The 25,647-nt window shown below is 60.4% G+C and carries 19 protein-coding genes and 1 pseudogene; 13 read left to right on the plus strand and 7 right to left on the minus strand.

Features of this window, described 5'->3' with window-relative positions; all coding sequences use genetic code 11:
* From AC07YV_RS26310 to AC07YV_RS26350, 9 genes are all read left to right on the plus strand, one after another.
* The coding region (locus tag AC07YV_RS26310; RefSeq protein WP_494990368.1) for an aldehyde dehydrogenase family protein at nucleotides 1-341 on the plus strand (341 nt) is incomplete at its 5' end.
* A gap of 273 nt (nucleotides 342-614) precedes the next feature.
* Nucleotides 615-1,988, plus strand: coding sequence for an ethanolamine permease (gene eat / locus AC07YV_RS26315; RefSeq protein ID WP_102702057.1), 1,374 nt, complete (start codon nucleotides 615-617; stop codon nucleotides 1,986-1,988).
* A gap of 195 nt (nucleotides 1,989-2,183) precedes the next feature.
* Nucleotides 2,184-3,578, plus strand: coding sequence for an ethanolamine ammonia-lyase subunit EutB (locus tag AC07YV_RS26320; protein WP_102702056.1), 1,395 nt, complete (start codon nucleotides 2,184-2,186; stop codon nucleotides 3,576-3,578).
* On the plus strand, nucleotides 3,575-4,411 hold the full coding sequence (gene eutC, locus AC07YV_RS26325) for an ethanolamine ammonia-lyase subunit EutC (RefSeq protein ID WP_371317877.1): 837 nt from the start codon (nucleotides 3,575-3,577) through the stop codon (nucleotides 4,409-4,411). The genes AC07YV_RS26320 and eutC overlap by 4 nt, the downstream gene beginning before the upstream one ends.
* 114 nt (nucleotides 4,412-4,525) lie before the next feature.
* Nucleotides 4,526-4,987 carry a GNAT family N-acetyltransferase gene (locus tag AC07YV_RS26330; protein ID WP_007970197.1) on the plus strand — a complete coding sequence of 154 codons (462 nt, stop codon included), beginning with the start codon at nucleotides 4,526-4,528 and terminating at the stop codon, nucleotides 4,985-4,987.
* 234 nt (nucleotides 4,988-5,221) lie between these two features.
* Nucleotides 5,222-5,878, plus strand: a complete 657-nt coding sequence (locus AC07YV_RS26335) for a DedA family protein (RefSeq protein WP_095965734.1) — start codon at nucleotides 5,222-5,224, stop codon at nucleotides 5,876-5,878.
* Nucleotides 5,879-5,882: 4 nt separating this feature from the next.
* Nucleotides 5,883-6,695: a M90 family metallopeptidase gene (locus tag AC07YV_RS26340; RefSeq protein WP_102702054.1), complete on the plus strand. Its 813-nt coding sequence runs from the start codon at nucleotides 5,883-5,885 to the stop codon at nucleotides 6,693-6,695.
* A gap of 113 nt (nucleotides 6,696-6,808) precedes the next feature.
* On the plus strand, nucleotides 6,809-7,336 hold the full coding sequence (gene ppa / locus AC07YV_RS26345) for an inorganic diphosphatase (protein WP_007894323.1): 528 nt from the start codon (nucleotides 6,809-6,811) through the stop codon (nucleotides 7,334-7,336).
* A gap of 228 nt (nucleotides 7,337-7,564) precedes the next feature.
* Nucleotides 7,565-8,311 (plus strand): LexA family transcriptional regulator, encoded by a 747-nt coding sequence (locus AC07YV_RS26350; protein WP_102702053.1) that lies wholly within the window; start codon nucleotides 7,565-7,567, stop codon nucleotides 8,309-8,311.
* A 565-nt stretch (nucleotides 8,312-8,876) separates the two neighbouring features.
* Here AC07YV_RS26350 and AC07YV_RS26355 read toward each other — a convergent pair.
* The 7 genes from AC07YV_RS26355 to AC07YV_RS26385 form a co-directional block, all read right to left on the minus strand.
* Nucleotides 8,877-11,102, minus strand: a complete 2,226-nt coding sequence (locus AC07YV_RS26355) for a calcium-binding protein (RefSeq protein WP_102702051.1) — start codon at nucleotides 11,100-11,102, stop codon at nucleotides 8,877-8,879.
* A gap of 591 nt (nucleotides 11,103-11,693) precedes the next feature.
* Nucleotides 11,694-12,506: a YfaP family protein gene (locus tag AC07YV_RS26360; RefSeq protein ID WP_102702050.1), complete on the minus strand. Its 813-nt coding sequence runs from the start codon at nucleotides 12,504-12,506 to the stop codon at nucleotides 11,694-11,696.
* A gap of 3 nt (nucleotides 12,507-12,509) precedes the next feature.
* Nucleotides 12,510-14,129: a DUF2300 domain-containing protein gene (locus AC07YV_RS26365; RefSeq protein ID WP_102702049.1), complete on the minus strand. Its 1,620-nt coding sequence runs from the start codon at nucleotides 14,127-14,129 to the stop codon at nucleotides 12,510-12,512.
* A 1-nt stretch (nucleotide 14,130) separates the two neighbouring features.
* Nucleotides 14,131-18,690 (minus strand): alpha-2-macroglobulin family protein, encoded by a 4,560-nt coding sequence (locus AC07YV_RS26370; RefSeq protein ID WP_102702048.1) that lies wholly within the window; start codon nucleotides 18,688-18,690, stop codon nucleotides 14,131-14,133.
* Nucleotides 18,687-19,322: a DUF1175 family protein gene (locus AC07YV_RS26375; RefSeq protein ID WP_173900856.1), complete on the minus strand. Its 636-nt coding sequence runs from the start codon at nucleotides 19,320-19,322 to the stop codon at nucleotides 18,687-18,689. The genes AC07YV_RS26370 and AC07YV_RS26375 overlap by 4 nt, the downstream gene beginning before the upstream one ends.
* Nucleotides 19,322-21,034: a DUF2138 domain-containing protein gene (locus AC07YV_RS26380; protein ID WP_102702046.1), complete on the minus strand. Its 1,713-nt coding sequence runs from the start codon at nucleotides 21,032-21,034 to the stop codon at nucleotides 19,322-19,324. The genes AC07YV_RS26375 and AC07YV_RS26380 overlap by 1 nt, the downstream gene beginning before the upstream one ends.
* Nucleotides 21,035-21,072: 38 nt before the next feature.
* The gene (locus AC07YV_RS26385; RefSeq protein ID WP_102702045.1) at nucleotides 21,073-21,864 is read right to left on the minus strand and encodes a YfaP family protein; all 792 of its coding nucleotides are present in this window, start codon (nucleotides 21,862-21,864) and stop codon (nucleotides 21,073-21,075) included.
* 261 nt (nucleotides 21,865-22,125) lie between these two features.
* Here AC07YV_RS26385 and AC07YV_RS26390 point away from each other — a divergent pair.
* The 4 genes and pseudogenes from AC07YV_RS26390 to dxs all read left to right on the plus strand — a co-directional run.
* Nucleotides 22,126-22,284 (plus strand): annotated as a pseudogene (locus tag AC07YV_RS26390) (DUF4172 domain-containing protein); the annotation flags it as partial.
* Nucleotides 22,285-22,449: 165 nt separating this feature from the next.
* Nucleotides 22,450-22,692, plus strand: coding sequence for an exodeoxyribonuclease VII small subunit (locus AC07YV_RS26395; protein WP_007970180.1), 243 nt, complete (start codon nucleotides 22,450-22,452; stop codon nucleotides 22,690-22,692).
* Nucleotides 22,689-23,576 (plus strand): (2E,6E)-farnesyl diphosphate synthase, encoded by an 888-nt coding sequence (gene ispA / locus AC07YV_RS26400; RefSeq protein ID WP_102702044.1) that lies wholly within the window; start codon nucleotides 22,689-22,691, stop codon nucleotides 23,574-23,576. Before AC07YV_RS26395 ends, ispA begins: the two co-directional genes overlap by 4 nt.
* A gap of 91 nt (nucleotides 23,577-23,667) precedes the next feature.
* The gene (dxs, locus tag AC07YV_RS26405; RefSeq protein ID WP_102702043.1) at nucleotides 23,668-25,566 is read left to right on the plus strand and encodes a 1-deoxy-D-xylulose-5-phosphate synthase; all 1,899 of its coding nucleotides are present in this window, start codon (nucleotides 23,668-23,670) and stop codon (nucleotides 25,564-25,566) included.
* The last annotated feature ends 81 nt before the right edge of the window (nucleotides 25,567-25,647 follow it).

The following is a 25,647-nucleotide window of genomic DNA, read 5'->3' on the forward strand; positions in this document are numbered from 1 at the left end:
ACAAGATGCGTGTGTTCCAGGAAGAAATCTTTGGCCCGGTGGTGAGCATCACCACCTTCAAGGACGAAGCCGAAGCCTTGGCCATCGCCAACGACACCGAGTTCGGCCTGGGCGCCGGCCTCTGGACCCGCGACATCAACCGCGCCTACCGCATGGGCCGCGCCATCAAGGCCGGTCGTGTATGGACCAACTGCTACCACCTGTACCCGGCGCATGCCGCGTTCGGCGGGTACAAGAAGTCCGGCGTCGGCCGTGAAACCCACAAGATGATGCTTGATCACTATCAGCAGACCAAAAACCTGCTGGTGAGCTACGACATCAATCCGTTGGGTTTCTTCTAAGCAGCGGGGGCGATGCACTTAACACTGCATCGCCCTTTCGATAGCCATCGCGAGCAGGCTCGCTCCCACAGTGGATCCGGGCCGGCTCCTCAATAGTGATTTCACCCCATAACCCTGTGGGAACGAGCCTGCTCGCGAAGGCGCCCTAAATGACACACCACCCACGCTCTGGCCGCTCTGGCACGGGCCTTGCGTACCCGTCATTCAGCGTTTCACCCAACCCGTCACACCCGAAAGTCCAAAAGATCGAACAATAAAAAATAGAGAGGACTTATGACTACTTCTTCCACACAGCTCAAACCCACACTCGGCACCCTGCACCTTTGGGGCATTGCCGTCGGCCTGGTGATCTCCGGCGAGTACTTCGGCTGGAGTTACGGCTGGGGCACCGCAGGCACACTGGGTTTTCTCGTCACCGCCCTGATGGTGGCGACGATGTACACCTGCTTCATTTTCAGCTTCACCGAACTGACGACGGCGATTCCCCACGCCGGCGGGCCATTTGCCTATAGTCGCCGGGCCTTTGGTGAGAAAGGCGGGTTGATCGCCGGCATCGCCACCTTGATCGAATTCGTCTTTGCCCCACCGGCCATCGCCATGGCCATCGGTGCCTACCTCAATGTGCAATACCCGGAACTGGACCCGAAGATCGCCGCCGTTGGCGCTTACTTCGTGTTCATGGGCCTGAATATCCTCGGCGTCAGCATCGCGGCCACCTTCGAACTGGTGGTGACCGTACTGGCCGTCGCAGAACTGCTGGTGTTCATGGGCGTGGTCGCCCCGGGCTTCAGTTTCAGCAACTTCGTACTGAACGGCTGGTCGGGTGCCAATGAGTTCACGATGGGCTCGATTCCTGGCATTTTCGCCGCTATTCCCTTCGCGATCTGGTTTTTTCTCGCCATCGAAGGCGCAGCCATGGCCGCCGAGGAAGCCAAGGACCCGAAACGCACTATCCCCAAGGCCTACGTCAGCGGCATTCTGACCCTGGTGTTCCTGGCCATCGGCGTGATGGTGATGGCGGGCGGCGTCGGCGACTGGCGCCAACTGTCGAACATCAACGATCCGCTGCCCCAGGCGATGAAGGCCGTGGTCGGCAATAATTCGACCTGGATGCACATGCTGGTGTGGATCGGTCTGTTCGGCCTGGTGGCGAGTTTCCACGGGATCATTCTCGGCTATTCACGCCAGTTCTTCGCCCTGGCTCGCGCTGGCTACTTGCCCAAAGGCCTGGCCAAACTCTCGCGTTTCCAGACGCCGCACCGGGCCATTCTGGCCGGTGGCGTGATCGGTATTGCGGCCATCTACAGCGATGGCCTGGTCAATCTGCAAGGCATGAGCCTGACGGCAGCGATGATCACCATGTCGGTATTCGGCGCCATCGTGATGTATATCATCAGTATGCTGAGCCTGTTCAGACTGCGTAAAACCGAGCCGAACCTGGAACGCACCTTCCGCGCACCGGGCTATCCAATCGTACCGGGGATCGCACTGTTCCTGGCGGTGGTGTGCCTGGTGGCGATGGCGTGGTTCAACACCTTGATCGGCCTGATCTTCCTCGGGTTCATGATCGCCGGCTACCTGTACTTCCAATTGACCGCCCGGCAGCGCTCCGAAGCACCGGCGGACGCTATGCTCGAAGGTATCTAAATGCACCGGTGCCGGGCCCGCTGCCCGGCGCCTGCATGATTGAAGTGCACGCCGCCCTCTGTAGGAGCTGTCGAGTGCAACGAGGCTGCGATCTTTAAGGGCAAGATCAAAAGATCGCAGCCTCGTTGCACTCGACAGCTCCTACAGGGGAGTCGGGTGAATTTGCGACATTTACAGAACAGAAGGACACCGCCCATGGCCACATTCGCCCATACCGTCGGCGCCCAGACTTACCGCTTCGATAGCCTCAAGGAAGTGATGGCCAAGGCCAGCCCGGCCCGCTCCGGAGATTTTCTGGCCGGCGTCGCCGCGCTCAACGATGGCGAGCGAGTGGCCGCACAGATGGCTTTGGCCGACACTCCGCTAAGCCACTTTCTGCAGGAAGCACTGATCCCCTACGAGTCCGATGAAGTCACACGACTGATCATCGACACCCATGACAAACAGGCCTTCGCGATCGTCAGCCACCTCACTGTCGGCGGTTTTCGCGACTGGCTGCTCAGTGATGCCGCCGACGAACAGGTCCTGCGCGCCCTGGCACCCGGCCTGACGCCGGAAATGGCCGCTGCCGTATCAAAGATCATGCGCGTGCAGGATCTGGTGCTGGTGGCGCAAAAAATCCGCGTGGTCACGCAGTTTCGCGGCACCCTGGGCCTGCGCGGCCGCCTGTCCACGCGACTGCAACCGAACCACCCCACCGACGAACCAGCCGGCATCGCCGCGAGCATTCTCGACGGCCTGCTGCACGGCAATGGCGACGCAATGATCGGCATCAACCCGGCCACCGACAGCATCGCCTCGATTTGCGCGATGCTGGAGATGCTCGACGCAATCATCCAACGCTACGAAATCCCGACCCAGGCGTGTGTGCTGACCCATGTCACCACGTCGATCGAAGCGGTCAATCGCGGCGTCCCATTGGACCTGGTGTTCCAGTCGATCGCCGGCACCGAAGCGGCCAATGCCAGTTTCGGCATCAACCTGAGTCTGTTGAAGGAAGGCCATGACGCCGGATTGAGCCTGAATCGCGGCACCCTGGGCCAGAACCTGATGTACTTCGAAACCGGCCAGGGCAGCGCTCTGTCGGCCAACGCTCACCATGGCGTCGATCAACAAACCTGCGAAACCCGCGCCTATGCCGTCGCGCGCCACTTCAACCCGTTTCTGGTCAACACCGTTGTCGGCTTTATCGGCCCGGAATACCTGTACAACGGCAAACAGATCATCCGCGCCGGCCTGGAGGACCACTTCTGCGGCAAATTGCTCGGTGTACCCATGGGTTGCGACATCTGCTACACCAACCATGCCGAAGCTGACCAGGACGATATGGACACCCTGCTGACCCTGCTGGGTGTCGCCGGGATCAACTTCATCATGGGCATCCCGGGTTCCGACGACATCATGCTCAACTACCAGACCACCTCGTTCCACGATGCGCTCTACGCCAGGCAGACCCTGGGGTTGAAGCCCGCACCGGAGTTCGAGCAATGGCTGGCGAAAATGGGCATTTTCACTCAATCGGACGGCAGGATTCTCTTCGGTGACAGCCTGCCGCCGGCCTTTCGGCAGGCCTTGGCGCAATTGGGATGAGTAATGACATGGATAAACTACCCTTCGACCCCCACAACCCCTGGCTGGAACTGCGACGCCTGACACCGGCGCGAATTGCCCTGGGCCGAACCGGCACCAGTATTCCCACCCGCGCGCAACTGGACTTCCAGTACGCCCACGCCCAGGCACGGGATGCGGTGCACTTGCCGTTCGATCACGCGGCACTCAACTCACAACTGGCCGAACGCGGACACGAAAGCCTTTTGCTGCACAGCGCCGCAATCGACCGCAACAGTTACCTGCAACGCCCGGACCTGGGACGAAAGCTGAGTGATGCGTCGGCAAAAAACCTGCGTGACTACGCTGCGGCGCATCCTGGCGGGGTCGATCTGGTGATTGTGATCGCCGACGGCCTGTCGGCACTGGCCGTTCATCGCCATACCCTGCCCTTTCTGGCACGCCTCGAAGAACAGATTGCAGCCGAAGGCTGGACTGTTGCGCCAGTGATGTTGGTGGAACAGGGACGCGTGGCGGTCGCTGACGAAATCGGTGAGTTACTGGGTGCGAAAATGACCGTCATCCTCATCGGCGAACGCCCTGGCCTCAGTTCCCCGGACAGCCTGGGTTTATATTTCACCTACAATCCCAAGGTCGGCCTTACCGATGCCTACCGCAATTGCATCTCCAACGTGCGGCTCGAAGGCCTGAGTTACGGCATGGCGGCACACCGTTTGCTGTATTTGATGCGCGAAGCCTGCCGGCGGCAGTTGTCAGGGGTCAATCTGAAGGATGAAGCACAGGTCCAGACACTGGAGTCGGACGCGGGAGCCGACATGAAAGATAATTTCCTGCTTGGGCCACCGAATGCCTGAACCGCTTCCACATTGCACATTCGTACCCGTTTCAGGCAGGATCGTTGCGCGGCCGCCAAGGGTTTCCCATCGCCGTCAGAGACGTAAGACAGCCACTTGAAGACGAGACCTACCATGCGGATTATTCAAGCGACCCTCGAACACCTGGACCTGCTGACCCCGTTGTTCGTCAAATATCGCGAGTTTTATGGCTCCCTGCCGTATCCGGACTCGTCCCGGGCGTTCCTCGAAAAACGCCTGCGTCGCAAGGAATCGGTGATCTACCTGGCGCTGTCCGATGACGACAGCCACAAGCTGATGGGCTTCTGTCAGCTGTACCCGAGCTTCTCCTCGCTGTCACTCAAACGTGTGTGGATCCTCAACGACATCTATGTCGCCGAGGACGCCCGCCGCCAGTTGGTGGCCGACAACCTGATCCGTACCGCGAAAAAAATGGCCAAGGAAACCAATGCCGTACGCATGCGCGTTTCCACCAGCAGCAACAACGAAATCGCGCAGAAAACCTACGAATCCATCGGATTCAAGGTAGACACCGAATTCAAGAACTATGTGCTGCCGATCAGCGACGAACTCTGAATCACCTGCGCCCTGCTCGCGTTGGCATCGCGAGCAGGTTCGCTCCCACCTGTTCGTTATCAAACATCAGCCCTGTCATGACATTCCCCGCTACAATCTCGACGCGATTTTCACCAGTCGCCTCGTATAATCCCGATATTCCCGGCTTGTAAGAAAAACTACCCCTATCCGTAGTCTTACGCGAAGTCATCCGCACAGGCCTGCAGAGTCGGGCCAATACCACAGGTGCTATCCATGGATTTCAACCCGATCGACATTGTCCTGCATCTCGACGTCTACCTCGACATGCTTGTAGCCAACTACGGGGCATGGATCTACGCCATTCTGTTCATGGTGATCTTTTGTGAAACCGGCCTGGTGGTCATGCCTTTCCTGCCCGGCGACTCCCTGCTGTTCATCGCCGGCGCCGTGGCGGCCGGTGGCGGCATGGACCCGGTACTGCTCGGCGGCCTGCTGATGCTGGCGGCGATTCTGGGCGACAGCACCAACTACATCATCGGACGAACGGCAGGTGAAAAACTGTTCAGCAATCCGAACTCGAAGATCTTCCGCCGCGACTACCTGCAACAAACCCACGATTTCTACGACAAGCATGGCGGCAAAACCGTGACCCTGGCGCGCTTCCTGCCCATCATCCGGACCTTTGCCCCCTTCGTCGCCGGGGTGGGGAAAATGCCCTATCCGCGTTTCTTCGCCTTCAGTGTGCTGGGCACCATCCTGTGGGTCGGTGGCCTGGTGACGCTCGGTTATTTCTTCGGCAACGTACCGTTCATCAAGAAGAACCTGTCGCTGCTGATTGTGGGCATCATCCTGCTCTCGCTGGTGCCGATGATCATCGGCATGGTGCGTAGCCGCCTTGCCGGTTCGAGTTCAAAAGCCGAATCGCGCTGACACGATGTGGTCCCTGAGCGCCTGGCGTCGCCGACGCACCCTGGCCAGGCACCCGATTGCCGATGACATGTGGCAACGGGTGCGCCATCACCTGAGCTTTCTCGATGGCATCAGTGCCGCCGAAGACCAATGGCTGCGCGAAGCCTGCGTGCTGTTCCTCGAAGACAAGCACCTGAGCGCCCTGCCCGGCGTCGAACTGCATCAGGAGCAACGCTTGCTGCTCGCTGCCCAGGCGCAACTGCCGCTGCTTCACCTCGGCGACCTGAACTGGTATCAGGGCTTCCACGAAATCATTCTCTACCCCGATGACTTCCTCAGCCCCCAGCGCCATCGCGACGCCAGCGGTGTCGAGCATGAATGGGACGGTGAGCACAGCGGTGAAGCCTGGCAGCAAGGTCCGATCATCCTCGCCTGGCCCGGCGTCATGGCCAGCGGAGGCTGGGAAGGCTACAACCTGGTGATCCACGAACTGGCGCACAAACTCGACATGCTCAACGGTGACGCCAACGGCCTGCCGCCACTGCATCCCGACATGCGGGTCAGCGACTGGGCCAAGGTCATGCAAGAGGCCTACGACGACCTCGACCGGCAACTGGAACGCAATCCCGACGCTGAAACCGCCATTGACCCGTACGCCGCCGAAAACCCTGCCGAGTTCTTCGCCGTCACCAGCGAATACTTTTTCAGCGCCCCGGATTTGCTGCACGAGGCTTATCCACAGGTGTACCAGCAACTGAAGCTGTTCTATCGCCAGGACCCGCTGGCAAGGTTGAAGCAACTTCAGGCGCATGACCCTGTCTATCAGGCACACCAGTGAGCGCCATACGACTTCTGGTACATGGCGTCGACACAGGAATATGCCTATAATCGCCGCCACTTTTTGGTCAATCCGGCCAAGTGTTTCTGGTCAACTAACGGGGGCAACGCCCAATGAGCTACAGCAAGATTCCGGCTGGCAAAGACCTGCCGAACGACATCTACGTCGCGATCGAGATTCCGGCCAACCACGCGCCGATCAAATACGAAATCGACAAAGACAGCGATTGCCTGTTCGTTGACCGTTTCATGGCCACCCCAATGTTCTACCCGGCCAACTACGGTTACATCCCGAACACCCTGGCTGACGACGGTGATCCCCTCGACGTGCTGGTCGTGACCCCTTACCCGGTTGCTCCAGGTTCGGTAATCCGCGCTCGCCCGGTCGGCATCCTGAACATGACCGACGACGGCGGCGGCGATGCCAAAGTCATCGCTGTTCCGCACGACAAGCTGTCCCAGCTGTACGTCGACGTCAAGGAATACACCGACCTGCCAGCGCTGCTGATCCAGCAGATCGAGCACTTCTTCGCGAACTACAAAGATCTCGAAAAAGGCAAATGGGTGAAGATCGAAGGCTGGGCCGGTGCAGACGCCGCCCGCGACGCGATCACCAAGTCGGTTGCTGCCTATAAAGGTTAAGAGAAGCCGCGAGCTTCCAGCGACAGGCTGCAAGAAAAACCCCGGGTGATCCGGGGTTTTTTGTGGGCGCTTGATAAGCACTTTAAACACGACGTTTAACCACGTTCAACCTTGGTTTTTCCTGTTTATAATTCCTCAAAAATGTCTTACATCCGGTCGTAAATTTCCCGCGAAATTTGAACGAGGCGTTTATTCAAACCCCTACCAGCCGCCAGTAGACTCGCGTTCATGAAAAAGAACACTAGCGGCCCACGCTTTAAAGCGCTCCTCGAAGCAGCGAACATCACGACCACCGGATTTGCCGACTTTCTGGGTACGGCTCCGCAAAATGTACATAACTGGTACACCCGCGGCGTGCCTGCCCATTGCATGGAAGAAGTCGCCAGAAAACTCTCCGTCAGCAGCGACTGGCTGAAAACCGGCGAAGGCTCGAAAGACGCCCAGCACCTGCGCCTGATCGAGGAGTCCGGCAACACCTTCGATGCCCAGACCATCCGCGGCGTCTACACGGTCATCGAGCCTGTTGACGTCGAACTGCCTTTCTACAAAGAAGCTGTCATCGCCCCGGGATCCAACAAAACCCACGTCATAGAAGATCCCGAGACATCCATCCGCCTGCCCCGCAACCATCTCGACTCACTGGAAATCAACCACGCCGACGCCATCTGCGCCTTCATGAGCGGCAACAGCATGGGGGAGAAAATTGAAGACGGTTCGACCCTGGCGATTGATCGTGGCCTGACCCAGATTATCGATGGCGAGATCTACGCCATCGAACATGACGGCATGCTGCGTATCAAGTACCTGCACCGACTACCGGGCAACTCCCTGCGACTGCGCAGCCACAACCGCGCCGAGTACCCGGATGAAATCTTCCGGGCGGCACAAATCGAGGAACAGAACATCAGGGTACTGGGTTGGGTGTTCTGGTGGTCGACCCTGAACAAGCGGCGGCCGGCGGTGCCCTTTCTTTAATCGCTCCACAACGCCCATCGGCCACCCATCCAGGTGGCCGAACGGCTCTGCGCGGCACTTCCCGCTGGGAATTTCCATCAAACCTGCGTATGCTGCGCCCCACATTTGCGCATCGACCCGCCCTGCGGCTCAGATGCGCTGACCTGACAGATGATTTTCTCATCAGGTCCCACAGCCGGACGCAAGATCCGGGTGTACGTTTTGAAGGCTGGCGCGGTTTACCAAAAATGATCCAAGCCAGTCCCCGAGAAGCCGGCCACAAGCCGGCTTTTTAATGCCCGAAATCCACGTAGGTGTGTGTGTGGCACCAACGATCTGTGCCGTCTCATGGCTCACGCCTATAGCCAAGCCTCACAGAGCGTCTCCGCCTGATTGAGCATCAATTGGGCCGCTGCCTCGGCTTGATCCGGAAGGTACTTGTACAAAAAAATCCGGAACCTGCTTAGGAGGCTCCGGATTTTTCTGCTGATCAAGGACTCAAACGTCCATAACTGAACAGCTTTGATGAAATGGCCAGGGTCGTTTAGAACCTTGGCTCGATGAGGGGCTATTTACCCCCCCACGCTCAAAGGATGAAGTCCGAAGTCGAGAGGCTCGTGACGCCGGTGATCTGAATGGCGAACTCGGCGGTGTTGTCCGCATCCGTGTTGCCGTAGAGCACGCCATTGGCAACCTTCAATTGCCCGGCAGCAGTAAAGGCGGTCGTGCTACCGATGATCGCGTTAAAGGCGTCATTGGCGGTCGTGGCGGTGTTGGCATCCAGCGTCGACAGGTCAATCTTGTCACTACCGCGCACGAAGTCGCTGATGACATCCCAGGTGGAGCTGATCGTCCCCGTTTCCAACAACGAATTGAAGTCGAAAATATCGCTGCCAGCGCCGCCGATGAGCGTGTCCTTGCCTAGTCCACCCGTTAACACGTTGGCTGCCGCATCGCCTTTGAGCGTATCGGCGTAGCTGGATCCGGTGAGATTTTCGATGGAGAGGAGGCGATCGACACCTGCACCGAGTGTATTCTGGGAGGCAGTCTTGATGTTCAGGTCGACCTTGACCCCGGAAGCTGCCCCCTCGTAGGTAGCCGTGTCCACGCCGCTACCCCCGTTTATGGTGTCATTGCCAGTCGCACCACGCAGGACGTCATTACCCAGTCCACCACTGAGTGTATCGTCACCGTTGCCTCCATCGAGGCTGTTGTTATAGGCATTGCCCACCAGGCGATCGTTCGCGTAACCACCAATAACGTTTTCGATATTGAGAATTCGATCATCCTCGTAACGGGATGCCAGGACACGCTGCTCGCCCGTGAGGTTGAGATCGACGTTGAGCGCCAATCCCTCTGCTGCGTAGGACAGGGTATCGATGCCCTCACCGCCGTCCAGGAAGTCGTCGCCAAGGCTGCCGATCAGCAAGTCATTACCGGTGCCGCCCGATAACACGTCGTCGCCCAGGCCGCCATTCAGCGTATCGTTACCGACGCCGCCCTTGAGGATGTCATTGTTGTCGCCACCATCGAGCTTGTCGTCGCCGATGCCGCCCTCCAGTGTGTCGTTACCATTGCCACCGAACAAACTATCGTTACCACTGCCACCCACCAGCAGGTCGTAACTATCGCCCCCCTCCAGGGTGTCAGCGCCGCCTTCGCCGAACAGGCGATCGTGGGACGAGGAGCCAACGAGACGGTTGTTGCCAAAGCCCCCGAATAAATCGCTACTGCCGGTGGCGAACTGATTTGTGTTGGCCGTGCTCGTATTGAGGAGCACGTTGGACGTTGTCAGGTCGGCGACCGAAACTCCCGTGAGCGTCAACTCAGCCGAGTAGCCGCCGTACCAATTTTTGATGACGTCGCCACCTTTGTCGTCCACCGCCTCAACCAAGCGCTTGAGGCTTTCGATATCACTGATCCCGATACTGCGGACATCGAGCTTGTCCTGCTCCGCGAGACTGAAATCGATGACTCGGGTCGCGTCGGAGTAATTGCTCGCCCGCTGAGCGATGAATACGTCGCTACCAGCCCCGCCGATGAGCTGATCGCTCCCAGTGCCACCATTCAGGATATCGTTGCCACTACCGCCTTCGAGCACATCTTCATCGGCGCCACCGTTCAGGGTATCGTTGCCGGCACCACCGACCAAAAGGTCATTCCCATTCATGCCGAAGAGGGTGTCATTGCCGCTTTCGCCAAAAAGGCGGTCGCTGGACGAGGAACCTGTAAGCCGGTCATTACCCAACCCTCCGAACAGGTCGCTCCTGGAGGTTGCGGTCAGCGTATCGTCTTTGACGGTCGTATTGAGAAGCACATTGGACGCGTCCAACTCCCCGATCCCGGTGGCCCAAAGATTGTTCAGCGTGGTCTTCGAATAATAACCGTTAGTATTGATTGTAAATAAAAGCTTGTCATCGTAACTGACTTCAAACAGGCGATTAAGTGTCTCGATGTCGGAGATACCGACCTGCCGAAGATCCAGCCGATCTGCGGACACGTCAAAATCCGTGATGGTTTGCCCTATATAACTGGCTCCACGATTTATGACGAAAGTATCTGCCCCTGCGCCGCCTGTAAGGACGCTATTACTGCTAGTGCCCGCGTCCAGGATATCGTTGCCGTTGCCGCCATCCAGGGCATCCGACCCAGTGCCACCATAGATCGTATCGTTACCATCATTGCCATAAATGGTATCGTCACCCGTTCCGCCATAAATAACTTCGGCGATGTTAGCGCCATAAATTACATCATAGCCGGTGGTTCCATAGATGGTGGACCCGGTTACCGTTTTTCCATTAACTGTTGCCATTTAGACTCTCCTGTCTTTACTGCTAAAAAAGCGGCTTCTGCCACAGGCTAAACTCCAAGCAGTAACTCGAGGCGCAACCCATCCTCGTACATGCTCATGTCAAACTTTTGCTTGGTTTAAAAATCGGTGCACGTACTATTCTCAATCCTGCTCCAGTTGCGTAGTTACAATCCAAAGCCGACATTGGCGACTAGCCAAGTTCGATCAACAGTCGACTATTAGATGCATCTACGAAACCTAGGGGATTTACTACACCCGCTCACAGATGGCTGATGGCAAGTTGGGGGCGTAGGTCGACCCGACTTCCACATTGGCTTTGGAAAATAAAATGCCCCGTACGTTGGTGCCGCAGGGGCTTTTTGACGCCATTCCACTACGCCTGACTACCCTGACCTCATTGTTCAGAATGGATCAGCAGCCATTTTTTCGGCTGTTCTCATGCAGTCCCTATGCCGAGATAATATCAAAACGATATTACTGAGGGCATGGACTCTGTCAAGTGGATTACACATAGGATAAGTTCAAGCCTGCCTGGCTCAAAGGATCACGGGCGTAATCGTGTGCAAACCCTGCGCAAGTTGTACCTCAACCTCACGGATAGCTGAACGACTTCACCAACGTCAACTCCCCCACCGCCCGCATCGGCACCAGGAAGGTCTCCATCTTTTCACTCGGTGTCCCTTCCTCGGTAATCACCGTCACCTGCGCGGTGGTCAGCGCCTGTACCGCGTCTTCCTGCCCTTCCTCATCACTGCTGTAGCCGCCACCGAAGTAGTTCACATACACCAGATACTGCCCCTTGATCGGCGCGGGCATGGCGAAGATTTCCGGGCCGTAGCCGGTCGTGACGTCGACGTCGAGCGCTGCGCCGTTGGGGGCGACGCGGTCGCCGTACCAGATGTGCGCGCCGTCGGGGGTGATGAGGTGCAAGTCGAGGTCGGTGTTGTCGCTGTCCCATGCCAGCAATACACGTAACTTGGCCGGGGTCGCACCGCCGCTGCTGTTGAGGAATTGCGTGCGGTGACGTTGCTGGCCATCGGGGTTGCGAACTTCGACGCTGTTGCTGCCGTTGGGGAATGAGAACGGGCGATCGAAGCGACCGGCCGGGTCGATTTTCAGCGGCATGTTCACCCCGTTGACGATCAGCCGGCCGGGCTCTGTGGATTTCGCTGTGGCTTTGATCTGGCCGCTGATGCGTGCGGTGTTGGCCTGCCCTGCCGGGGTGTTGACCGACGAGGCCGGGTAGTTGACGACCTGCCGGAAGCTTTCCCCTTCCCCCTCGGGCGCACCGGTGCGCCAGCCGCCTGCGGGGGTGTCGAGTTTGACGCTGCCCGCCGCCATCACTGTTGGCAACGCCAGCAGCGAGCAGAGACACAGCAAGACCTGTGGATAACGGAGTTTCATGGTCTATTCCAGCAAGAGGTGGCGGGCGAGCCCTTCGATGTAGGTTTCATCCTGGCCGTTGGGGTGTGCCTCGAAGGCCAGGTGCAGGTATTCGTGAGTCAGGTCGAGGCGGTCTTGCAGTGTCAGCACGCCGCGCACGTAGATACGCTGGCGTTCGCGGTCGACATAGGGGCGTCCGAAGGCCAGGCGGCATACGGCGAAGGTGCTGACTTCGTTGTAGCCGACCTCGCCTTCCAAACGCACACGCCAGCCGCGCCGTTGTTTCTGCAGCCAGTCTTGCGCGGCAGGTAGTGCTTCGCAGGACGCGATGGGGTTGTCCCAGCGACTGAGACTGGCGCGTGGGTAGGCGTGCAGCAGGATGGCGTCGTAGCGCTGGCCGGCACGGGCCTGTTCGACGGCTTGCTGCCAGGACAACTTGTCCGGGCCAGGTTGATCGGAATGATAGGTGACGTTACTGCCGGCCAGGACCAGGTCGCTGGTCCACGCGGCGATGTCGCGTGACCCGGACGATGCCGGACGCGGCGCGACCCGCTGACGGCTGCTGCTGTCGTCGATGCTCAGGCAATCGCCACTGCGCGTGGCGTTTTGCAGCAGGTAGGTGCGGATGGCTACCGCGAGGGCTTTGGCGGCCTCGACCGGCTCGGCAGTGGCTTCGCGCTGAAGCACACGGGCGACGTACTCTTCGCGATCCAGCCGGGCCACGAGCTTGTCGTCCAGCAGAAAGAGTTCGCCGTCACTGTGGATATCCAGCGCATTGCCGTTGGCGAATTCGACGCGGTAGTCACCCTGCAACGCTCCGGAAGTCACCGCGGAGCCTCCTGACAAGACACGCCGAAGTGGATAGCGGGAGAACAGATCGACCTCTACACACGTCCCTGCATCCGCAGGCCAGGAAACAGGTATTACCGTAGACAACGCCTGGGCGTAATCGCGCAGAACCCGCTGACTGGTGCCCCGCCCCCCGGCCCAGACCGGTGCACCATCCGCCGTCCAACCGGCAAATCCGCCCTGGCGTGACGTGGCATCCTGATCCGCCAACCAGCTCCAGGTCTTCACTCGCAGGCGGCTTCCGAGTTCGCCGACGACTTGGCCATCGGCGGCATTGAGCACCACGTCGAGCAACACACGTCGGGCTTGATCCTGCGCCGGCAGCACGGCCAACACCTTTAACAGTTCCGCCACCGAAACCCGGGTAGCCGGTTGCAACGAAGGCAAATCCAGCAGCCATTGCGGCGCCTGCCGTGCCTGCCAATAGGCTCGCCAGTCGGCCTCGCGGATGCCCAGTCGCGCGGGTTCGAAATACAGACCGCATGACTTCACCAACGCCTGATCGCGCTCGATCCTGCCACCCGCCGTGCAGCAATAGACTTCTTCCTTCGACTGGCCGCGACATTCATAAGCCGGTTCACGCGCACCGGTATCGACCAGCCAGGCGTAGACGAACAACTTCCACACACTGCCCAAGGGTGTCTGCAAGGTCTGCGGCAGTGGCTCGCGGGCGATCACCTGAGTTCGGCTCAACGACAATAAATCGCCCTTGAAGGCCAGGCGCAGCGGTTCGTCCTGCGCCGTCGCCAGCACAGGAATCAAACACAGCAACCCACCCACCAGCAGCCTGTGCACGTCAGTGAACCGTGACCTGGCCAAGGGCTGCCTTTTGTTCCATCGCCTGATGCTGCGGCGCATACACCTGAGTGAATCGCACCGGCGGCAAGTTGAACTGCCCCTTCTGCGAGAAACGCACCAGATGTCGCAGGCGCAATTCACCACTCAAGGCATCGACCGGAACGGCATAAGCCATTTGCCCCGGCTCAAAGCGCGCCTTCTCCAGCGATGTCGGTTCGGTACCAGCCTTACCCATGAGCTTGATGCCCCAGGTCGTGCGCTCGACATCGGCGCCCGGTGGCAGCGGCACTTCCAGCAGGCCGTAACGCAGCGGTTTGGCGGCTTTGCTGGTGATGATCACTTCGTCGAGATAGAGGCTGTCGCTGGACAGCGGCGCGTTGCCGACTGCCTCGAGTTTGAAAGTGAAAGCCTCATCCCCCGGCACCAGCCGCGACAGGCGACGGGTGATGGTCACGGCCATCGGATCGACCGCTGGCTGCTGGCTGCGATAGCTCAATGCCGCGCGCAGCGGACGCTCCTGCACCCCGCTCAGCGTCAACACCGCCGGCACTGGCGCAGGCCCCTGCCACGTCCAATACATCTCACCAGAAACCCCGTACTGTTTCTTCCAGCCTTCACCCGGGGCCAATGCAATGGTGGGCGATGCCTGCTCGATGCTGCGCTGCAGCCAGGTGAGCGCCAATGCCCGTTCCAGGGTCGATTGCTGCGGCAACAGGCGTTGCAGTAATGCCTGAGCGCGAGCCTGATCGAAGGGTTGCAGCGACAGGTTCAGCGCTTCGGCAAACGGCTGGGAACTGACCGCCAGACGTTGCTGCGCGTCGGCCAGTTGCCGGTTGAACGCCTCCGGCACAGCGACCTTCACCTGCCTGGCCAGCGAGGCCGTCAGCACTCGCGCGGCAGCCAGCCCCAAGGCGGAGTCAGGATCGCTCATGACAAGGCTGTCTTCACCGCCTTCCATCAGATTCGCGGCACTGCCCTCGCCCGCTTTCGCCATGTCATCCATCAGGCCGCTGAGCAAGGTGTTGACCGGCAACTGCATCTGTTTGGCGAACGACAGGATCAGCGCCCGCTGCAGCAGCGGCGTGTTGTTCGCCTGTTTGGCGTAGACCTCCAGCACTCGCTGCCAATGCTCCGGCGGCAGGCTCAGGTCCAGCACCCGGCTGGCGTGCCAGTCGGCGTAATAGGCGTAGGCGGTGAGGAACGCATCCGGCTCGCCGTCCATGCCCCACCAGGTGAAGCTCGCCGAAGGACCGGCCATTTGTACCAGGCGCAGGCGACTGTTTTGCATGATCAGGCGCAAGCGATCGCGGATCTGCGGATTCGCCGCCAGCGTCGGGTAGGCAATGCTCAACGGCAACAGACGACTGGCAGTCTGCTCGACGCCACCGTAGGGGTAGCTCAACAGATCGTCGAGGGCCGAACGGAACAACGCTTGCGGACTGTCATCCAGGCGCAGGCGAATATCGGTCGCGTCTGCCGGCAGAGTCAGCGGTGTATCGCCGCTGCTCACATCGAGACTCTGGGATTGCGTCACCCGCCAGCCTTCACCGGTCGCGCTCAGGTGCACCGCCAATGCATCAGCGGTTTTGCCGTCCTGCACCAGCTCGGCGCTCCACTCGCCATTGGCCAGTTCAAATGCCGGCAACGGTATGAAGTTGATGCCGCTGTTCAGGGTCACAGGCAGGCGCTGTTCGTTGCCGGCGTAACGGGTCACCAGTTCGGCCTTGACCGGTTTCTCGGCCTGACTGAAGGCGAACACTCCGAGGTCCGGTTTGTCGCCGGTACGGAATCGACTCGGCCCGCTCCACTTCAGGTACAGCGGTTTTTCCGAGCGTACGAATTGCTTCTTCTGCCCGACCTGACCGTCATCGGCGATGGCCCTGGCGGTGATGCGCCAGCGGGTCAGGGAGTCGGGCATCTTGAAGGTGAAGCGGGTTTTGCCGTTGGCGTCGGTCAGCAATTCTGGCTGCCACGTCGCCGTGTCGACGTCCTCGCGACGCGGCCGTTCCAGCACCTTCACGCCGCGCTCACTGCGATTGGCTTTGCCCGGTGCACCGGGGCTGCCCGGCAAGGCGACGTCATAACTGATGAATGACAAACTGGCGCTGGTGCGCACGTTGTTGCGCCGCGGGTGATAGAAGAACTGGTCGATGCTCGGCGCCACTTCTGGTTGCAGCGCGTAGACCATTTCATCGACCACGCTGACCGTCAGGTGCGCCGGGATCGGCTTACCGGCAAATTGAGTCGTCAGGTCCACCGAGACGGTTTCGCCCGGCTGGTAGGTGTCTTTATCGGTGGCGATGACCACGTCGATCTGTGGCGTCACCACCTTGATGCCGGCGTTCTGGAAACTGTACTGGCCGCCCTTGGTGTACAGCACCGAGAAGGTCAGGTTCGGCGCGAAGCCGTCCTTCACCGGGATGCGCGCGCGGTATTGAGTATCGCTGAGCTTTTCCGTCTTCAGCCAGTCACCACCCCTGGACAGCAGCGCGGTCGCCTCGACCTTGTCCCGCTCCAGCGACAACAAGGCATCGTTGACCGGTTCCGGAAAAGTGATCAGCGCCAGCGCTTCATCGCCGGTGATGTACTCGGATTTGTCGAGGACGATTTCCACGGTACCGGGTACGGCTTTGACACCTTCCCCGGTGACCGAATGCCCGGTGGCGCCGACCACGCGACCGTGGTCATCCTTGAGCGTCAGGTTGTAGGTGCCCGGGCGGTCAAAGGCCAGGGTGAAACCTTTGTCGGTTGCCGCGAGTTTGCCTTCGCCGGTGCTCTGGTCTTCCAGACGTACCCAGCCGTAGCTGCCCGGCGTAACGGCCTGCGCCTGCTCGCCTTCGCGGGTGTAGCTGAACGCAACCTTGTCGCCCACCGCGCTGAAGCGTCGGGGCGCGCTCAAGCGGAAGTTCGCCGCGCCACGGTCGATGAGGATTTCCTTGGTGGTCTTGACCCGATACGCCGCGCCGTCGCTGGCGAACACGGTGAGCATGTAGCGACTCGGTTTGTCGGCGGCGGGCAGGTCGAGCGTTGCGTTGCCCTTGGCGTCGGTGGTCAGTTCGGTACTGGTCAGCTCCACCGGAAATTGCCCGAGGTACTGCAGCTCGTTGTCGACCATCGACAGCTGTTGGGCGCGCAGGCTCAGGCTCAATTTCGCATTGGCCACCGGTTTGCCGTCCGGGTACAGCAGCACCAGGTTGCCCTTGACCGGCTCGCCGGTGCGGTAATCCTGCTTGGCCAGATTGAGCGAAATCTCGAAGTGCGGCTTGATGTATTCCGCGACGCGGAAGGCGCTGCTGTAGGTCTGGTCCTTGTAGGTGAAACGCAGTTCATAACCACCGGCCACGGCATTGTCCGGCAACTGGAAGCGGCCCTGGGTGCCGGCCCTGGAATCGAGCTTCAGATCGAGGGATTGCAGCGCCGTGCCGGTGGCATCGAGCACGCTCACATTGACGTCGGCAGCGCTTGGCTGCACCGAGTCCCGCGCGTTCTTGAATTCACGTCCGACGATTTTCAGCGACACCCAATCCCCCGGCCGATACAGCGGCCGGTCGGTGAAGGCATAGAGTTTGGTGTCGTAGATTTCGCTGTCGTAGTAGAAATTCTCGGAGACGAACACCCCGCCCTCTTCGTCTTCGCCGATCACGAAGGAACGCTCGGGGCTGACGTGTTTCAAGCGCAGCAAGCCGTCGCTATCGGTGGCGCCGCTGCTCATCACACCCAGGCCGTCGGTCCACAGCACATTGACCTTCGGCACCGAGCTGCCTTCGTGTTTGCGCGCGGCCCACACCAGCAATTCGTCACCGGCAATCTTGCTCACCGCCACGGTGTTGGAGACGAACACCATGGTGGTCGCGCGGTACTTGCCGATCAGCGCTTCCACCAGATAAAGACCCGGTTTGAGAGTGCCCAGCGGGATGTACACATTGCCCGGCGCGACACTGACAAACTCGCTGGAAGATCCGGCCAGGTTCACCCCTGCCGGTGGCTGGATCGGCTTGGCCTGCCACAACGGATAACGAAACTGGCTGACCACCGGCAAACCCGGTATCAACGCAAATTGCGGCTGCGCATCGTAGGGCGTTGGCGCGGCCATCGCATTGCCCATCTTCAGTTCCGGCACTTCCTCGGTGACTTGTTTACGCGACTCGTAGGAAAACGCACGCTGCATCACCCGGCGGGATTTGCGATACCAGTTGTCCCACAGGTACGCGAGGGTGTTGGACAGACCTTCACCCTTGAACTGGCCATCGCTGACCACCCGATGCAGGTTCTTCTGGCGCTTGAGGAAGTCCAGCGGCTTGTCGATGCGATACACCCGAATGTCCGCGCCGCCATAGGGCTCCATGCGAAACCGGCGATAGTCGCGGCCCGGCGCTTCGAGGCGCACCATCGCCGGCTCATCGCTGGCGAAACTGCTGTCGGCCAGCAGGAAGAAGCTCTCGCCGGCCACCGGCGCATAGCCGCTGGCCGGGACCGAGTCATCGGCGTTAACCACCGAGAGTGGCAGCATCCACACCAACATCAGAGACAGAAAACGCAGCATGCGGGCACCGGTCATTGGGAGAGAAAATTCAGTCGATAGACGCCGATGAAGTTGGGGTTGGCTGCGTCGGGTATCCATCGGGTGTCCTTCCATGTCATGAGTTGCTGCAGGCTTGCCGAACGCATGCCGTTGTCGGTGGGTGTGGGGGTGCCGGTGTGATAGGCGATGTAGCGGCCCATCCAGATCATCAGGTGCTGGTCGTCGCCCTGATCGAAAAACATCAGGTCGCCGGGGCGTGCCTGTGACACATCGCGGCTGACCAGATGGCTGTTGAACTGGATCAATTTGATCGCGTTGACGTACGGCCCGACCTTGCCGCCGCCCTGCTGCCATTGCTGGGCGAGACCGCGCTGAGCATCGCTCAATTGCAGCTCCGGCGGCAGGTAACGGTTGGACAGGCCATTGCTGCGCAGCCATTTGTCGTCATGGACTTTCAGCGCTTCATTGGCGGCAAAGCGCACCAGCCCGGCGCAGTCTTGCTGATACCAACGGGGGCTCGGACCCTGACTCAGTTGCTCCTGGGCGATGCGCACGAACCAGGCGCGGAACACCTGGGATTGCTGCGGGTCGAGCGACGGCGTCTCGACAGCGCGGGCACCTGCGCTCAGCAACAACGCCAGCAGGCCGAGACTTCGGATCAATGCCATCACAGCGCTTTCCACTCCAGCGGCAGCCACTGCCAGTGACCGTCTGGCTCGCTGCCTTCGGGTAAGGTCAGGGCGTATTTGCCATAGCCACCGAGCGTGCGCAGTTTCGGAATCAGGAAGGTTTGCGCGGCGTTGTAGAACACCGGCTCCATGTCCTGGGGCAGGCTGTCGAGGGTTTCCTGCCGCATCAGTTGCGCCATGGAATCGGGGCCGAAATAGACTGGCATCAGCAAGTCCTTGGGCACCACGTCGGCCATCGGCGGGAAGCGTTTGTCGAGGGTGCCGAGGGCCTTGTCCACCAGCTTGTCGTCGAGGGAAAACAGCAACGTCGAACCATGGCGCGCCAGGCTGACTTTCATGAACGCCTTGCCGGTGATGGCATTAGGATCTTGAGCTTCCTTGGCCGCATAAGGCCCGAAACTGGAGCTGACCTGGCGTTGCCACTGATGGCTCTGGCCTTCCTGTTTTTCCACCACCGGGAAGGCACCGTCCTCGACATTGCTCTCGTGTGCACCGACCATCGAGCCGAACAGTTTGCCCAGATCCCCATCGAGTTTGCCGCCGTCGTCATCGTTGAGGCTGGCCACCAGCAAGGGCGTGTACAACCGCGAATCGGCATACCAACACAGCCCCGCCGCGCCGGCCATACTTTCGGTCAGTGCCTGGGCCACCTTCTCCTCGGCACCGAGTTTCACCAACAGCGGTTTCTGTTGATCGGCAGCCAGCGGCAACGCCACGCAAGCGCTGGCCCCCATAGGCATGGCTTGCCAGATCGGCTTGAAATCGAAATCCGGCTGGTTCTCCAGCTCGTCCATGGCCAGGAAGCTGTGCCAGCCCTTGTCGTCCATGTCGAAACGCAGGCCGGCAAAGTTCGGAATGAAACGCTGGTAACCCATGGCCAGCACGCTGGCATTCACCGACAGGCGTTGTTTCACCTGCGGCGTACGAGGCGGCAGGCCGAAGGCTTCGGGAAACAGTTTTTCGCCATTGAGCAGCGCGGCAACGGCCGTGGTCGATACGCTACCCGGTTCCTCCATTGCACCGTTTTGCGGATCGTAGAGTTTCGCCGGATTGGACAGCACCACCAGTTTGTCGCCATGGGACGCGAACAACAGCGCCTTGCTGGCGTTGTAATTGAGTTGATAGAGCGGCACGTCTTCGCTGCCGACCTTCACGTCAGCGACCTTGCTCAACTGCGAGTCGTCCAGCGCGACTTTGGCCAGCGGTTCCAGCACCTTGGCCAGGCCGCCGCGATCCATCACCAGCAGGAAATCCTTGAGCCGCCCGTCCGCTCCGCGCCACAACGCTACGTCAGCAGGCTGATCGAACAGTTGCTCGATCAGGGTGTCCTGCAACTTCAGGTCATGTTCGTAGATGATTCGCCGCAGACTGCCGATCAAACCGAGGCGATCAACGTGTGTTTCGTAGTAGAAGACGAAATCTTCGGTCAGGGTTTCCTTGAGGAAGGGCACCGCGAGCAGGTCTTTGGGCAATTGGCTCAAGGAGTGGGATTCCAGCAAACCATCCGGCCGGCCCATACCCAGTTTGTCACTGGCCAACGCAGGCGCCGGCGCCTTGGGTTTATGCATGAGCCACCCCAACCCACCGGCCACGCCAGCGACCAGGCATATGCCGATCAGCAGCGTCGGCCAATGCAGGGAAGATTTGGCCGCGGGTGCGTCAGCGGCCGGAGTAACAGTGCTATCACTCATGTTCACAAAACCCGATGTTCATCCGTGGAGCGGGATGCTTAATAGTTGAAAGTCTTGACCAGCAACAGGTCGCCGATTGCGCGCAGGGGCACGATGAACGTCTCGCGCTTTTCATCGACGGTGTTTTCGTTGAGCACCAGGTTGATCTGCGAGGTAATCACCTCGTTCTGGTTGCCGGTCTCCTCGAAGTTATAGCCGCCGCTGCCGAAGTTGCCCCAATAGTTCACGTAAACCAGATAGGTACCGTGCAGCGGCGCGGTCATGGTGAACATTTCCGGGCCCGGTCCATCGACGCCGTCCGGATCGAGGCCGCCGCCATTGGTCAGCGCCGAGTGCGCCCAGAAAGCGTGCTGGCCGTCGGGGGTAATGATGTGCAAATCGAGTTCGGCCTTCGGGTCGTCCCAGCCCAGCACCACACGAATCCGCGCCGGGGTGCGCAGGTTGTTGGCTTCATAGAATTGAACGCGCTTGAGCGACTGGCCTTCAACGCTACGCACTTCGACGCTGTTGGAACCGGCGCCGAACGCATAGGGCCGGGCGAAACGGCCCTGGTCGTCGGTGTACAGATTCAAGGGATTGCCGTTGACCGCCAGCGTGTGCGGCCCACGCTGAGTGCCGAGGGCCTTGAGTTGGCCTTCGATCATCGTGCGATTGCGCTGCACGCCCCGGTCGATGGGCGGCGTGGGATAGGCGACTTGCGGGTTTTCCGTACGATCCAGCAAACCGTTGTAGCGCCAGCCGCCCACCGGTTCCGACAACTCGGCATTCGGCGCAGCCAGAACCGGGGGCCCGATAGCCAACCCGATCAGCAGCAAAAGAAATGAGCGCATGCGACGCCTCCTGCCATGCATGACGAAACCTTGCGCCTGATCCTGGGCGCGTTACAGATAGGAATACTGCGTTTCGTCTGAAAGACCCGTGACTGCCAGGTCGTATAGGGCTCGAAGGTTAGCCATTCGGGTGTTTTTTAACAATCGGATGGCTCCGAAATTGCGGTGGGAATCACGATAACGGGTGGACGGTGAGCCGATTACGCGCCATATTCGGCTCATTATATGAGCCGAATAACCGATCCAATCGGCTCACCCCCACTTAGAGCGGCTCAATACCAGGCCGTCGCCAAAGTATCCAAAGCGACCGCAACCCGTCATCTGGCCGAACTGCTGGATAAGGGCTGTCTGCAACGCCTGCCCGGTGGCGGGCGCAGCACCCGCTACCGAATCCACTATCCTGATAACCCGGTACTGTAGGAGCTGCCGGAGGCTGCGATCTTTTGATCCTGCTTCCAAAAAACAAAGTCAAAAGATCGCAGCCTTCGGCAGCTCCTACAAGGGCGTGCGTCGTCTGTGAGTTTGCCCATAAACCCCCTATCTGCTAGTGTCGCGCCGGTTTAACGTCAACCGGAAATCGCCGCCATGGCCCGCAAAAAAGCTGCACTGGATTTCGAACAGTCCCTCGCCGACCTGCAAACGCTGGTGGAGCGTCTGGAGAATGGCGAATTGTCGCTGGAGGACTCGCTGGCCGCTTTCGAGCAAGGCATCGGTCTGACCCGCGATTGCCAGGCGGCGCTGGCCCAGGCCGAGCAAAAGGTTCAGGTACTGCTCGAGCGTGATGGCGAGTTGGCCGAGGAACCCTTCGACGCGGATCAGCCAGAATGATTGCAGCGTACTCGGCCACCAGCCAGGCCCGCGTCAATGCGGCTCTGGAAACCCTGTTCACGGCACCAGGCCCCGAGTTGGCGCGGCTGTACGAAGCCATGCGCTACAGCGTGATGAATGGCGGCAAACGCGTGCGTCCCCTGCTGGCCTACGCCGCCTGTGAAGCATTGGGCGGCAAGCCTGAACAAGCCAACGGTGCCGCCTGTGCGGTGGAGCTGATCCACGCCTATTCACTGGTGCATGACGATTTGCCGGCGATGGATGATGACGATCTGCGCCGCGGCCAGCCCACCACCCACAAGAAATTCGATGAAGCCTGCGCGATCCTCGCCGGCGACGGCTTGCAGAGCCTGGCCTTCAGCGCCCTGCTAGACCCGCGCCTGAGCACGTCAGAGGCCGACATCCGCCTGCAAATGGTCAGCGCCTTGGCACTGGCGGCGGGCCCGGCGGGCATGGTCGGCGGTCAGGCCATCGACCTCGGTTCGGTCGGCCTGAAGCTTGACCAGAAAGCCCTGGAGTACATGCACCGGCACAAGACCGGCGCGCTGATCGAAGTCAGCGTCAAACTCGGTGCCCTGGCCAGCGGCCGTGCCGAGAAAGACGAACTCAAGTCCCTGCAGACTTATGCACAGGCCATCGGCCTGGCATTCCAGGTCCAGGACGACATTCTCGACGTCGAAAGCGATACCGCCACCCTCGGCAAACGCCAGGGCGCAGACATTGCCCGGGACAAGCCGACCTACCCGGCCCTGCTCGGCCTCGACGCCGCCAAGGCCTATGCCCTTGAGCTGCGCGACCAGGCCCTGCACGCCCTGCGACCGTTTGACGCGGCGGCCGAGCCGTTGCGGGATCTGGCCCGGTATATCGTCGATCGCCGCAGTTGAAGGCGAATCCGCCAAAAAAGACCAACGCGTGGGCAGGGGACGATGCATCAGGTAAACTGCCGCATCTTTTATACCTATAACGATTCGCCTGATGCCCACGACGTTTCATGAGATTCCCCGCAAGCGCCCGACCACGCCCCTGCTCGACCGCGCGAACACGCCGGACGGCCTGCGCCGGTTAGGCGAAGCCGAGCTGGAAACCCTGGCCGATGAGTTGCGCCTGGAATTGCTCTACACGGTCGGCCAGACCGGTGGGCATTTCGGTGCAGGCCTGGGCGTGATCGAGCTGACCATCGCGCTGCATTACGTCTTCGACACCCCGGACGACCGGCTGGTGTGGGACGTGGGTCATCAGGCGTATCCACACAAGATCCTCACCGGTCGTCGCGAGCGCATGGGCACCCTGCGCCAGAAGGACGGCGTCGCGGCCTTCCCGCGCCGCTCCGAGAGCGAGTACGACACCTTTGGCGTCGGCCACTCCAGCACCTCGATCAGTGCCGCGCTGGGCATGGCGATTGCCGCCCGCCTGCAGAACAGCGAACGCAAGGCGATCGCGGTGATCGGCGACGGCGCGTTGACCGCGGGCATGGCGTTCGAGGCGCTGAACCATGCGCCGGAAGTGGACGCCAACATGCTGGTGATTCTCAACGACAACGACATGTCGATCTCGCGCAACGTCGGTGGCTTGTCGAACTATCTGGCGAAGATCCTTTCCAGCCGCACCTACGCGAGCATGCGCGAAGGCAGCAAGAAAGTGCTGTCGCGCCTGCCCGGCGCCTGGGAAATCGCCCGTCGCACCGAAGAATACGCCAAAGGCATGCTGGTTCCCGGCACGTTGTTCGAAGAGCTGGGCTGGAACTACATCGGCCCGATCGATGGCCACGACCTGCCGACCCTGATCGCCACCCTGCGTAACATGCGCGACCTGAAGGGCCCGCAGTTTCTGCACGTCGTCACCAAGAAAGGCAAAGGCTTCGCCCCGGCGGAAGTCGACCCGATCGGTTACCACGCCATCACCAAACTCGAGCCTCTGGACGCCCCGGCCGCCGCGCCGAAAAAGGCCAGCGGGCCGAAATATTCCGGTGTGTTCGGCGAATGGTTGTGCGACATGGCGGCGGCCGATCCGCGCCTGGTCGGGATTACCCCGGCGATGAAGGAAGGCTCGGACCTGGTCGCGTTCAGCGAACGCTTCCCGCTGCGCTACTTCGACGTGGCCATTGCCGAGCAGCACGCCGTCACTCTCGCGGCCGGCATGGCCTGTGAAGGCGCCAAGCCCGTGGTCGCCATCTATTCGACTTTCCTGCAACGCGGCTACGACCAGCTTGTCCACGATGTGGCGGTGCAGAACCTCGACGTCCTGTTCGCCATCGACCGTGCGGGTCTGGTGGGCGAAGACGGTCCGACCCACGCCGGCAGCTTCGATTTGTCGTTCCTGCGCTGCATCCCCGGCATGCTGGTGATGACCCCGAGCGATGAAAACGAGCTGCGCAAGATGCTCACCACCGGTCACCTGTACGAAGGCCCGGCGGCTGTGCGTTATCCACGCGGTAACGGCCCGAACGCGACCATCGAGAAAGACCTCGAGCCGATCGAGATCGGCAAAGGCGTCGTCCGCCGCCAGGGCAGTAAAGTCGCCCTGCTGGTGTTCGGCGTGCAACTGGCCGAAGCCCTGAAGGTCGCCGAGACGCTGGATGCGACCGTGGTCGACATGCGTTTCGTCAAACCGCTGGATGAAGCGCTGGTGCGCGAAATCGCCGGCAGTCACGAGCTGCTGGTCACTGTCGAAGAAAACGCGGTCATGGGCGGCGCCGGTGGCGCGGTCAGCGAATTCCTCGCCCGGGAAAACATCCTCAAGTCGATGCTGCACCTGGGCTTGCCGGACATCTACGTCGAGCACGCCAAGCCTGCACAAATGCTGGCCGAGTGCGGACTGGATGAAGCCGGGATCGAGGCTTCGATCCGCGAGCGCCTGCAACTGCTCGACCTGTAAACATCTCTCTGTGTAGGAGCTGCCGAAGGCTGCGATCTTTTGATCTTGCCCTTCGGCGGCTCCAGGCATGAAAAATCAAGA

This window comes from Pseudomonas sp. GW456-E7 (assembly GCF_059424105.1).